The 13,097-nt window shown below is 22.8% G+C and carries 12 protein-coding genes; 6 read left to right on the top strand and 6 right to left on the bottom strand.

Annotation, left to right across the window (positions count from 1 at the left end; translation table 4 throughout):
* Positions 1-204: 204 nt before the first annotated feature.
* Genes MCAN360_RS00280 through MCAN360_RS00295 form a run of 4 tightly spaced genes read left to right on the top strand, consistent with a single transcriptional unit; the run spans position 205 to position 3,648 of the window.
* On the top strand, positions 205-909 hold the full coding sequence (locus tag MCAN360_RS00280) for an ABC transporter ATP-binding protein (protein ID WP_045433203.1): 705 nt from the start codon (positions 205-207) through the stop codon (positions 907-909).
* On the top strand, positions 887-1,891 hold the full coding sequence (locus MCAN360_RS04970; RefSeq protein WP_045434347.1) for an aromatic motif membrane protein: 1,005 nt from the start codon (positions 887-889) through the stop codon (positions 1,889-1,891). The genes MCAN360_RS00280 and MCAN360_RS04970 overlap by 23 nt, the downstream gene beginning before the upstream one ends.
* A complete protein-coding gene (locus tag MCAN360_RS00290; protein WP_045433206.1) occupies positions 1,878-2,735 on the top strand; it encodes an aromatic motif membrane protein in 858 nt (285 codons plus the stop codon). The genes MCAN360_RS04970 and MCAN360_RS00290 overlap by 14 nt, the downstream gene beginning before the upstream one ends.
* Positions 2,722-3,648 (top strand): aromatic motif membrane protein, encoded by a 927-nt coding sequence (locus tag MCAN360_RS00295; protein WP_045433208.1) that lies wholly within the window; start codon positions 2,722-2,724, stop codon positions 3,646-3,648. Before MCAN360_RS00290 ends, MCAN360_RS00295 begins: the two co-directional genes overlap by 14 nt.
* Positions 3,649-3,711: 63 nt before the next feature.
* On the opposite strand, the gene MCAN360_RS00300 is transcribed toward MCAN360_RS00295, so the two are convergent.
* The 3 genes from MCAN360_RS00300 to MCAN360_RS00310 form a co-directional block, all read right to left on the bottom strand.
* On the bottom strand, positions 3,712-4,716 hold the full coding sequence (locus MCAN360_RS00300; RefSeq protein ID WP_045433211.1) for a variable surface lipoprotein: 1,005 nt from the start codon (positions 4,714-4,716) through the stop codon (positions 3,712-3,714).
* A 125-nt stretch (positions 4,717-4,841) separates the two neighbouring features.
* Positions 4,842-6,674, bottom strand: coding sequence for an oligoendopeptidase F (gene pepF, locus MCAN360_RS00305; protein ID WP_045433214.1), 1,833 nt, complete (start codon positions 6,672-6,674; stop codon positions 4,842-4,844).
* An 88-nt stretch (positions 6,675-6,762) separates the two neighbouring features.
* On the bottom strand, positions 6,763-7,281 hold the full coding sequence (locus MCAN360_RS00310) for an adenine phosphoribosyltransferase (protein ID WP_045433217.1): 519 nt from the start codon (positions 7,279-7,281) through the stop codon (positions 6,763-6,765).
* A gap of 138 nt (positions 7,282-7,419) precedes the next feature.
* On the opposite strand from MCAN360_RS00310, the gene MCAN360_RS04975 reads away from it, so the two are divergent.
* Together MCAN360_RS04975 and MCAN360_RS00320 are read left to right on the top strand one after the other, a co-directional pair.
* Positions 7,420-8,190: a hypothetical protein gene (locus tag MCAN360_RS04975; RefSeq protein ID WP_045433224.1), complete on the top strand. Its 771-nt coding sequence runs from the start codon at positions 7,420-7,422 to the stop codon at positions 8,188-8,190.
* A 17-nt stretch (positions 8,191-8,207) separates the two neighbouring features.
* Positions 8,208-9,938 carry an MATE family efflux transporter gene (locus tag MCAN360_RS00320; RefSeq protein ID WP_045433227.1) on the top strand — a complete coding sequence of 577 codons (1,731 nt, stop codon included), beginning with the start codon at positions 8,208-8,210 and terminating at the stop codon, positions 9,936-9,938.
* Between the two features lie 63 nt (positions 9,939-10,001).
* Here MCAN360_RS00320 and MCAN360_RS00325 read toward each other — a convergent pair whose 3' ends face one another.
* The 3 genes from MCAN360_RS00325 to MCAN360_RS04980 are packed head-to-tail and all read right to left on the bottom strand — an operon-like array spanning position 10,002 to position 13,082.
* On the bottom strand, positions 10,002-10,811 hold the full coding sequence (locus tag MCAN360_RS00325; RefSeq protein ID WP_045433229.1) for a hypothetical protein: 810 nt from the start codon (positions 10,809-10,811) through the stop codon (positions 10,002-10,004).
* 15 nt (positions 10,812-10,826) lie between these two features.
* Entirely contained in the window at positions 10,827-12,305 is a 1,479-nt protein-coding gene (locus tag MCAN360_RS00330; protein ID WP_045433231.1) for a hypothetical protein, read from the bottom strand.
* 24 nt (positions 12,306-12,329) lie between these two features.
* Positions 12,330-13,082 carry a phosphotransferase family protein gene (locus MCAN360_RS04980; protein ID WP_045433235.1) on the bottom strand — a complete coding sequence of 251 codons (753 nt, stop codon included), beginning with the start codon at positions 13,080-13,082 and terminating at the stop codon, positions 12,330-12,332.
* Positions 13,083-13,097 lie beyond the last annotated feature (15 nt).

Below are 13,097 nucleotides of genomic sequence, written 5' to 3' on the forward strand. Positions count from 1 at the left end.
CAATGAAGAAAAAGTTCTAATAAGATATGAATTAACCCCAAGCAATACTAATTATTTATTTCAATCAAGTAACCATTTATATGGAATAAATAGAGAAAAACAAATCGTTAATAAAAATATTTATTTTATTCTTTGAGCAATTATTATTTTAGTTTTATTTGCATCTGTTTTTGGCTTATATAGAAGAAAGGATTATAAATAATTATGAGTAACATATTAGAAATTATAAATCTTAAAAAAATCTTCCCGAAGACAGATCGAGGAATTAAAAATATTAGTTTTAATATTAAAAACAGAAGTTTTCATGCATTTATCGGTGAAAATGGTGCGGGGAAAACTACAACCATTAAAACTATAATTGGAGCTTATGCTAATTATGAAGGGCAAGTTTTAATCAATGGTATTGATATTAAAAAGGATGAAGCAAGATCAATTATTGGGTATGTTCCTGAGGCTGCTATTTTTCCAAAAGAATTAACAAGCTTTGATTATTTATATAATCTTTCAATTTTATCGAATATTTCAAAAAAAGAGGCAATAGCTAAAATTAAAGAATTTTTAAAACTTTTCAATATTGAAAATTTGCTATATGAAAAACCCTATACATTCTCATCTGGACAAAAAAAGAAAATTTTATTAATTCAAGCTTTATTGCACAATCCTAAACTCTTAATTTTAGATGAACCTGCTGCTAATTTAGATCCAACAGCACGATTTGAATTATTTTCTTTACTCAAAAAGCTTAATAAAGATAATAAAATTACAATTTTGATTTCTTCACACGTTTTAGCTGAAATTGATAAATATGTTAATTCAGTTACATTAATTCATAATGGTAATATTCTTTATTCAGGAATTAAAAAAGAACCTCTTGAAAAATTATTTTATGAAAAAGTTATTTCTAGCTAATTTACCAATTGCATTATTACCATTATCTGCTATTAGTTGCATAAAACAAGAAAATACTAAAATACCTTCAATAGATTTTGAAAAAAAAGAACAAACTAAAACTAAGTTATACCAAAATCAATTCATTAAGGATATGCTAAATATTTTTTCTCAAAATGATAACCATATAAAAGGTATTTATATTTCTGAACAAGAGAATATCTCTTTTGCAAAATATAATGAACTAAAATATGCTTTTGTTTTTGATCCTATTTTTATTCAAAAAAGTGTTCACGATCATGGCGAAAATAGTTTCTTAGCTCAAACATCAAAAGAAATTATTCAAAAAACATTATCAAAAGATTGATATTGAACATTAAATAATATAACTAAATTTAAATTCATTTTTAATCCTTATGGAGATAGATACAAAACCTTTCCAAAAGAAAAAGAACAGTTTAATGAAGTTAGAAATCAGTTTGGTTCATTAATTAATATTATTAAAAATCCAGAACCAACTAATTTAATTAAAATACCAATACCTGATATCAAAAAAATCCAGTCTGTTAATGATTATAATAATAAAGAAAGTTGATATTTAATATTCGATAATAATAAAGCTCTTAAAATATGAAAATACATTGAAAATCATAAAATTTATTTCCAAATTTTACCTGATTTATTAGTGTTTAAAAATTATAATAATATAAAAGAAATGCTAATTGATCTAGAAGACAGAATTTTTCAAAAAAGAAAGAAATATTTTGAAAAACGTTATGAAAATGATAAAGAAGATGCAAAATGAGAAGCTGAAGACGAAGGAAAAGAATTTGATGAAAATAAATTTTTAAAACAAAAAAATGATAAACAATATATGGAATTTCAAGGGATTTATAAATATAATGATGATTTTGTAGATTCGTTAAATGAAATTAATAATGAAAGTGAAAATGGATTAAAAATATATAGATTTAGTATGAGGTTTATAAATGAAGAAAATTAATAAATTTATTCTATTAAGTAGTCCTATAATAACTCCTTTATTAACTATTTCTTTAGTTTCATGTATTGAAAGTAATCAGAATGTATTAGAAGCAGAAATACCAGGTGGTTTTAAATTTATTCCAAGTACTTATGATCCTAAAGAAACCAAAACAGCTAATTATATTGAATTTCTTTTAAAAAAACAATTTAGAAATAATGAAGTTGAAAAAGCAAAATTTCTAAAAAATCAACAAGATGAAAAAAAATTATTTGAAGAAATAAAAAAAATAAGTGAAGATTATAAAAATAATAAATTAGATTTTGAGTTGTCAAAAAAATTTATAAACGATATAAAAAATTTTTATTCTAAAAATTGATTATTTATGTTGAAAAATATTGAAAAATTTAATTGACAACATTTAGAATGATGAAAATTTGAACCTACTGAAAATGCCAAACATAGCGACGAATTTTTAAATAAACTAAGTGAACTAAGCAATGCTGATGATTATTTCTTTTATACAAATTATTGAGACGAATTAAAAGAAGGCGATGAATCAGCAGAGTCGCCTAATGATGTTTTCTACCTTAAAAAAGATAAAATGATTATTAGAATTTTAATATCAAAAAACAAAGAAGGCAATAAGAGTTTATTTTTTGATAAGATTATTTTATTCCCGAAAGCAAGAAATAACAAAATTGTAATCAAGTTAATTTCTGACACAGTTCATAATGCAATAATTCACGGATTTCAAGCAGGTTATAATACTTTTGAAAAAGATATTTTTAAAAATTTTGGTCATCCTGCTTTAGGACTTCTTTTAGTAAAAGAAATTGAAGGAGAAAATAATGAAAATAAATAAAAAATTATTTTTTACATCTTCATTATTACTAACTATAACTCCATTTATTACTCTTGTTTCGTGTCAAAAAAATGAAAAAAGTATTAATAAATCCAAAATTTTTGAGATAACTAAAAATGATGAACTAGAAAAAAAATGAGATGTTTTCTTAAAATATGAATATGTTAATACTCTTTTAAATTTAGCATTTGGTAAAAATGATCAAAAAAGACAAGAGTATATTGAAAATCAAAAAAAGATTAATTCTAGTTATTTAACTAAAGTTAAAGAATTTCTACTCTATGCAAATAATGTTACATCTATTAATCGTTCTGAAGATGATTCGGACAAGAAAGTTATTGCTTTATCCGAATTTTCTAAAGAATTATCAATTTTATTTAAACAAAATTGATTATGATTTTTATTTAATTTAGATAGATTTACTTTTGCTTTTTATAATACATTTGATCAATTTCAAGCCGAATTACAAACTTTAAGTTTAGATGTTCAAAAAAACACTTTAGATCTAGGTTCCTTTAATCGTCCTAAAACTAATGAAGTAATACAACATGTTGTGTATTTAAACTTTAAAGAAAAAGAAAAAATTAAAGAATATGATGTTTTTTTATTGACTAAACAAGGGATTATTCTTCAAATTTCAATAACTAAACATTTAAAAGGTGAACGAGAGACTGAAATTGAAGAATCAAAAGCTGAATCTAAAGTTTCAATTTTTACATATTCTTATATTTATCCTGATTTATTTCAAAATCCAGATATGCTTAAAAAATTTAATTTATCAGATTATGTTGCAACATTACAACTTTATTCAAATTTTAAAGATCGCAGAACTGAAAAACTGTTATTTGATGAAAATTTTGGTGGTTCTCCATTAAGATTTACTATTGTTGATGTTGATGATAAAAATAAATAATTTAAAACCACTTAATCTTTTAAAACTAAGTGGTTTTATTTTTTAAATTAAATAAATTAATAATTAAAATAGTTCAATTTCATATATTTTTGTTTTACCATCGAATTTAAAAGGGATAACTATTTTTCCATCTTCTTTTTTCTTAAAATTTAAAGCTTTTCTTTTTCCAAATTTATATGCATATACTATTTTTTTATTATTCAATAATTTTACAAATTTACTATTAAATGTTATACCTTCAAGTTTATTATTGGCATTAGCTTGCTTTTCACCAAATTCAGGAATATCTAAAACTTTTTTTTGACTAAAATCAAATGTTTTAATATATCCGAACCCGTTATCCTTATTTTTTTTCGATAATTCTTGAATTTTTTTCTTAGTTTCTTCTGTTAGAGTACCTGTAAAAATAGTTTTATTTTCAACCATTTTTACAATTTCTTTTTGTTCTTCAGTTAATTCCTCTTGTCCTTGATCTGAAATATTTGATTCTTTAGCGTGAGAATTAGATTGAGCAGAAGATTGGGCTTCATCACTATTTCCCCCATCTTTCGAAACTTTAGGTTTTGGCGTTGTTGATGATTCGTCTTGTGGTGTTTCAGCCGGTTTGCTCTCTGGTTGTTCTGGTTTTGAAGTAGTAGCAGGAGAGGTTTGTTGGTTATTTTTTTCTTTATCTTTAGCTTGTTTAGCCTGTAATGCTTCTCTTTCAGCTTCTTCTAATTTAGTTTTACCATTTAAAAAATCTTCAATTTTATAATTACTTGATGGAATTTTATTATCAATGCTTTCGTATTTTTGAGTTAATTGGTTCTTTATTTCTGAATACATTTGGTCAGTTAATGAATCAATAAAAGCTAAAACTCTTTTTACAACTTCATCGTATTCTTTTTTAGTACTTTCTATTTCAGTTTTATTTTGGCTATTTTGAGTATTATCAATATTTTTTGGATTTTTTGGAGTAACTATTATTTCTGATTGAGAGTCGTTTCCACAAGATACAGAAATTATTGGCAAAGTCGCTAATGAAGACAATGAACCAAAAGCTAATAAAAATTTATTTAATTTTTTCATTTTTTTACTTCCTTAAATTAAAAAAAATATATACAAAGTTTTTTGTATTAAAATTTTACCATTTTGATAATTTACTATTAAAAAAATAAAACGTTCTTTTAAACCAAAAAAACGTTTTATTATATTTATTTTTTAAATATTTTTTTACCTAATTCTATATAATCATTAATTTTACTTTCTAAAATACTAAATGCCTTTGTATAAATTTCCTCTGAATAAATATCAACACCCGCTTCTTTTAAAATATTTGCTGGTCAATCTTTATCACCTGCCGATAAAAACTTATCAACATATTTTTTTAATGCTTCAATACCATTTTCTTTATATTGTTGGAAAAAGACATTAGCTACTATATAACCTAAAGCATATTTATAAACATAAAAATAATAGTAAAAATGTGGTACTATAACTGAATAAACATTAATAATGTCACCAATTTGAGGTTCTTTTTTACTAATATTATATTTTTTAGTTATTTCAACATACAATTCTTCAATTGATTCGTATGAACTTAAGGGTTCATTTTTATCAATTCTATTATATAACTCATATTCAAAATTTGATCAATGAGTTTGTCTTAAAACAGTGCCTATAAAGTCATTTATGCTGTGGTTAAGTAAATAAAATTTTTCCTCATTAGTTTTAGCCTTAGATATTAAATAATCATTTAATAAAAGCTCATTAAAAATTGAAGCAATTTCAGCTAAGAAAATTGGATATTGACTTCTAAAAATACTTTGATTTTTATTTGAAAAATAGGAATGCATTGAATGACCCATCTCATGACATAAAGTATTAACTGAGCTTAAAGTATTGTCTCAATTCATTAAAATATAAATTTTATCAATCCCATATGAACTACCTATTGAATAAGCACCAGATCTTTTTGATGGAACATTCATATAATCAATTCATCTTTCTTCAATAGCTTTATTCACAACCTCCGAATATTCGTAAGGCATTATTGAAACAATTTCTTTTAAAATTCTCTGACCTTCTTCAACACTATATTTATTTTTAACATTTACTAAGTCCAAAGATGTATCTCAAGGTTCCATTTTTTTATTAAATTTAATTTCGAAAAAATTTGCATGTGCCTCTCGATATTTCCTAAAAATATCAATATTTTTCAATACATTTTTATAAATAATATCTAAAAGTTTTTTATCAACATGATCAGATGATAATATTGAATCTAAAGATGACTTAAATTTACGGTGCAATGCATTTACTGAAATTTCTTTAATATGTTGATATAACATTCTTGCCAAACTTTGTTTATGTTTCAAAAAACCATTAGCATAATTTATATAAGTTTCCTTTCTAACCCTTTCATCTTTATTTTTTAATAAAAGCGGTCTTGAACCTTCAGTAATTTCGTATTTTCTTCCTCATTTATCTCTTGCAAAACCGTATGTAATTTCACTATCTGTTAAAATTCCGAAAATTTCTTCAACATTTGGATTTCCGTGTGAAGTTAAAGATAAAAAAAGTTCCACTTTATCATCTAATTTATGTTCTAAACTTTCTAATGTCGATACAAGATCTTTTTTGATTTCTTTTAGTTCATCTTTTTTAATTCATTCTTTAATTTTTTCTTTATTTGCAGCTACACGATTAAGCTCAGACCCAAATTCTTTTGCAAATTCTGCTTTTTTAGCATCAAACTCATCAATTAATTTATTTATTTTTGGATTTACAACGTTAGTATTAAGTTTATTAGATAAATAATTTTCAATTTTGTTACTTAAAACCATCATTTGTTTCTCAATTTCTAAAGAAGAAATAAAATTTTCAAAATTTTGATATTTTGAATCCTTAATTTCAATTTGTTTTTTAAATAAAGAAAAATATTGATCTTGTAATTCCTCAAAACTTTGATCTTTTAAAATATCTTCTAAATCAAAGCGATATTTCAATTCAATATCTTCGTATTTTTGATATTTTTTTATACTCATAAATAAATCTCTCCTTGAATAATAAAATTAAAAATATATGTTTAATTATACTCCGTAATATAATAAAAAATAAGTTCATTTGAACTTATTACTCATTATTATTTTCAACGAAAATTAAACTTTCAATATCACATTTTAGTCTATTTCTTGCATTAAAACCTTCTAATTCCATTAGAACAATAATTTTTAAAATTTCAACTCCTTGATCTTTTAATAATTTAATTATTGCTTCTAGTGTCCCGCCGGTTGCTAAAACATCATCAATAATAACTGCTTTTTGACCTTTTTTAACTAAACCTTTCTGGATTTCTAATATTGATCTACCGTATTCTAAACCATAGGCACAGCTTATTACTTCACCAGGCAATTTACCTTTTTTTCTTACCATTATAAAAGGCTTAGACAATTTTGCTGCTACAGGTGTACCAAACAAGAATCCACGCGCATCAGGACCAACAATAATATCGGCATCATTTGCCAATTCAGACATTTTGTTAATTGTATAATTTAATGCTTCTCCGTTAGCTAAAAGTAGCGAAATATCTTTAAACTTGACACCTTTTTCAGGAAAATCTTCAACAGTTCTAATATAGTTTTTTAATTCCATAACACAAATATTATAATATAAAAACATGCTTTAAATTAAGTATTAATCTTGATAATTATTTTAAAAAATAATTAATATAAAAAGCTTAAGATTTATCATGCTTGTTTATATTCTCAAAGTGCTATAATTTTACTAAGTATGAATAAAAATTATGTTTATATAGATTTTGAAGCAATTTCAGATCCTTTTGCTCGTATTTTATCAATCCCAAGCAATACACCGTTTGCATATACTGTTGCTGCTTTAAATCAAAATAATAAATTTGAAACAAGAACTTTTATTATTGATTTTGTTAAAACTAATTCAATAAAAAATATTTGATCAACAATTAAACAAAAAATAATTAAACACCTTTATGAAATTAATTCAAAACTTAAAATTGAACAAGTAACATTCATTGGTCATAATCCAACATTAGAAAAACAAATTCTAAATAAATTATTTCCTAAAAATTTAATTAAACCTTTATTAGACCCTAGTTGCCCAGTTTTATCACTATCAAAGCTAACTGGACCTAAATTTAAAGAGGAATATTTTTCAAATATAAAAAAAGCAATTAATGATTCAGATATATATATGCTTAAAAAAAGAACCGCAGAAAGAAACGGAGCAATAGCAGCTTTTGTTGGTTTTTGACTTTTTGTAAATGCTTCAACAAATTTAAGAGCTAATGATAAAAGAAAAAAATTCTTTTTAAAATTAAATAAAAATCAAGTTATAAAAGAAATCCGACGCTATTCAATGGATGATGTTAATAAAATGATTTTTTTAGCTTCTGATGAAGAAAATACTAATTCTTTAATAAAAAAATATTTATACAAAAAAGAATTTATGAAATTAATTAAAAATATTAATTTTGATGAAAATTTAACAATTAAAGAAATTAAAGAAAAAATTTGAACAATTTAGAATTGTAGGAGAAATATGTGAATCAAAAAATACTAATTAAATCTAAAAAAAATTATTTTAAAAAATTTTTACCAAATTCAAAAATCGATTGAAAAAATTATTTTTTAAAAACGTGACCAATTATTATTGGTGAAATTTTATTTTGTTTAAATGGTTTTCTTGATAATTTTATGGTTAGTCATATTCCGTCTGGCATCGATGCTTTAACTTATGCTAACACCTATACAGGAATAATTTATACATTCTTTTTTGCAATTCAAGGAATAGCTGCAATGTTTGTTGGGCAGTATTATGGTAAAAAAGATTACAATAAAGTAAAACAAATAATGAATTTAAGAATTTGAATATATCTTTTTACAACAATTTTAGTTTCAATAATTTGTTGAAGTAAATCGGATATGTTAATTCATTTAATAGGTGGTAAACAAATTAATAATTCGGCTCTTAATGAGGCAAGAATGTATTTAATGCTTATTTGCATTTCTTGAATAATTACATCTTTTAACTTTAATACAAATATGCAACTTAACGAGACTGGACATTCAAATTTAGCTTTCGTTTCGGCTTGTTTAACTCTAATATCTAATGCCTCAATTAATGCAATTCTTTTATACGGTTTTAAATTAGATGCATATTATGCTGCTTTTGGTTCGATAGCAAGTGCAATTGTTTGTTTAACATCGGATTCTTTATTAACATATTTTAAAGATAGAGCAATTTTTATAAACATTTTTAAGATTTATTATATTACAAAACCTATTGCAAAACAAATTCTTAAAAGAATTCCAGCAATGTTAATTGCTATTATTGCAATGATTACTATACCAATAAGAATGATAATTTGATCAAGAGCGTTTCCTGATGATCTAATTAATGGTTCTGGTGTTGGTGAAAAATGAATGGGCATAAACGCGGTAACAATTCTAGGTTTAGTTGAAAGTTTAGCATCAATAGCTGCTGCAATCACCTCAGCATGTTCTTCGAATGTTTCTTATTTTGTTGCAAGTAATTTAGGAAGAAGTAATTTTAATGAAGCAGAAAAACATGCAAATTCTTTAAAAGGATTCCACACTACTCTTGGTTTTTTGATGTCATTAATTATGCTCGGAATTGTATTTGCAATCGCATATTCTCCAAGTACATCAAAAGGAAGTCAAAAAGCTATTTCGCAAAATATTAAATTATATTTATTAAATTCAGATACCAACTTAATCCAATCAATATTTTTATCACAAAAAGAAAATAAACTTATAGACAAAGAAATTATAAAAAATGCACAAAATATTTTTGAACAAATTAAGAACAATAAAGTTCAATTATCAGAAAATGACTTAAAAGCTTTTTTTGCTGATAAAAATGTTCAAATATGAATTAATGAAATGAAAATTCAAATAAAAAATACTTTTATAAAAACTTTTTTATTTTGTTGTTTAACTTTCATAGCCATGAACCCGATGTGATGCTGATTTTATACGACCGCTGCCTTACCTGCTGCAGGCGGTAGAAATCTTATCGGTTCATTTACAATGCTTTTTGCACATTGATTATCATTTATATGACTGATTGTATTAACATTTGCAATTATAATACCTTATAGAAATTCTGGCAGTTATTCAATGAGTTTAGAACTGGCTTACTTCTTATTCTTTTCAATAGATTTTATTAGATTAATAATTTTTGAAACAGTAGCAGCAAAAACAAATTGAAAAAGAAATATAACTGAAGAAACAAAATTAATAAATATTTAAAAAAATTTAATAAAATAACGAATATTCAATACTTAAAAGATATTCGTTATTTTATATATTAATTTAATTATCTTTTTTTGTTGTTTCAAATGAAATTAATATGTTGAAACTTATACTTTTGATAATTCCGTTTTCAATATTAGCTAGCGATTCGATTCTAAATACATTATTATCTGTTTTTTTAATACTGTTATTACTATTTAATGTTTTATGAATTATAGAAAACAAATCCTTTATTTCAAAAGCAATTATATCTTTTTTGCTTTCAAAAAAATGTCACTCATTTTTGTTGTTTTTAAAAAAATATGTTAAGGGTAATCTTAAGCTTGTTATTTGCTTTAAAAAATAAATAAAATTAACTCTATCTTTCTTCAAAGTTTTATTAAATTCATTTAATTTTTCATTAACATTGATATTAAAAATATTTTGATCATTTTTATTAGGCACAACACTTTTTATATATTCATTATTTTTATTAAAAAAATCATAAAAATTATAACCTGTTGAATAGAAGATAAATGTTGGCATTGATTTTATTCCATAATCGTATAATTGTTTATTAATTTGAAGACTGCTATCAAGATTAAACAATTCGTTTGCATCAATTGTTTTTTGAAACTGAAATGTATATTTAGTTTTATTGTTTTCAATATCTTCAATTGTTGTTTTTGTATCATTTTCATTGTCATAAATAAAAGTCAATTTTTTAGTTTGCTTTGAAGAATAGATAATTGAAACAACAGATACTGAAACTATTGAAGCAATTAATGAAGAAAACATAAAAATTGAAGTTATGATTTTTTTCTTATTTTTTTTTGATTTTATTTCATTATCTTTTTTAAAATCATTTAATTTATTTTTTTTATTTTTCATAATCATTCCTAAAAATTATTTTATTTTTTCTTCATCAAGTATTTGACGAACTCTTGAAGCAAAATATTTCGCTTTTTCATAGTCAGTATTTAATGTCTTGTTATATAAATAATGCGTAAATAAAACAATAACTCTATACTTATAAAATTCATTTGGTTTTTGTTTGCCATAAACTTTTCAAAAAAGTTCTTCTTGATTTGGCAAAATATTTAAATTTTCAAACATTAATGCAATATCTAAAAATCTTGAACTTCGGTATGCAACTGATCAATCAATAATAAAGATACTTTGATTATCACCTCATAAAATATTTTGAACGTTTAAATTATTATGACAGTTTGCATCAATTTTAATATTTTTTATTCAACTAATAATTTCATTAATTATTTTTTGATTTCCTATTTCTAAAAATAAGTCTTGATTATTAACATTATTTAAATGCCAAATGACTTTTTTGTCCAAAATAAATTCAGGAAATTTTATTTCAGAATCATGGTAAGTTCTCATTATTTTAGCTAAAATCTTAACTGAACGAGTTGTTAAAACAAAATTTTCTTTATTATTTAACCATCTTCAAATTACTTTTGATCCATCTTCATAAATACATGTTGGCACAAAATAAAAACTTGATATTTTATCAATTTCCAAACGATTATCGAACTGATTTTGCTTTTTATGAACTATGAATTTATTATTATTTGGTGACATTTTGTTTTTATATACATTTAATGGTTCATATTCTTTATTTTTATTAATAGTTAAATTAGAATATGTTTTTTTATATTTAGCTTCACCATAAACATTCACTAAATATAAATAATCATCAAATTTTTGTTCATCTAATTCAAAAAAATCAATTATTACTTTTTTGTCAATGCCAATATTTAAATATATTAAAACAAAATCATAATAAGGAGAATTTAAACACACATCTTCAAAATCAACCAACTTAACAAATCCATACTTATTTACTAAAATATTGTGTTTTTGAATATTGTTATGGCTTAAAACTAAATTATCATCCTTATATTTATGCAATAATTCGTGATATTTTCTATCATTAATATTAAATTTATTTCAATTAAATTTTTTAATTTTAATATCTAAAGAATGAAAATTTTTAATGCAATTTAAAATAGATTGAATAAGATTATTATCAATTTTAACTTGAAATAAGTTAACACCTGGAAATCATTTTTTAATAATAATTCCATCTTTAACAAATAAATAATCCTTGAAATTTTTAACTACTATATATTCATTTCCTAATGTTGAAAAAAATTTACTTTTTGGTATTCTAATTTGAACCCAAATTTCTTTATATTTAGCAATAAAATATGTATATTCAAGTTCCTTAAAATCAAAACGAGCATGAGTTATTTCATCTACTACCTCTTGTCCAAAGGTAGTTAAAAGTGTCTCATACATTAAATTAATTTCTTTTACTCGATTATTATTAGGCGTCATATAAATTTTATTTTCTTTTCAATACATAGTAACTTCTTTTCTTAATTAAATTTAAATCTTATATTTTTTATCATACTCATCAACTAATAAATCAACTCTTTGAATGTACATTAAATCATCAAAAGGTTTTATTTCGTATTTATTTATTCATAAAACGATTAAAGCATTAACAATAATTTTATGTGCTAATAAATATTTTGGCTCATAGTCATCACCATAAGCTTCTAGAAATATTTTTTCTTGCTCTTTATTTAAATTTGATGATTCAATAAAATATGCTAAATCAAAATGAATATCCCCCATTGTCGCATATTCTCAATCTGTTATAAATATTTCTTTTTCACTATTAATAAAATTAAATAATCATAAATCATTATGAACAGGTGCGGATGAATCAATATTTTTTAAAAATAAATTTATTTTTTTATAGTGTTTATCTAAAACAGGAATTTTTCTTTTAAATTTTGAAATTGTTTCACGATAAACTTTAAATCTTCTTGCTATTTGATTTTCTTTATAAAATTTTATTTTTGAATTATGAAGAGTAATTAATTTTTTCCCAATTTCTTTTAATTGGTCATTTGTTACTGTTTTCCAATTTAATATCTCTCCTTCAATTCACTCATTTACAATTTCTTTTTCATTTTCAAAAATAGTTTTTGGTACAAATGAAAAACAATTTAATAATTCATTGGGTGTTTTGTGATTAAAAGAATCATATTTTTTTACTTTAATAAATTGATTTTTTTCTTCATCAAAATATGTTGTGTTAGTAAAACCTTGATTTTTAACTAATTTCATTAATTTAAGCTAACTATA

This window comes from Metamycoplasma canadense (assembly GCF_000828855.1).
Lineage (GTDB): Bacteria > Bacillota_I > Bacilli_A > Mycoplasmatales > Metamycoplasmataceae > Metamycoplasma > Metamycoplasma canadense.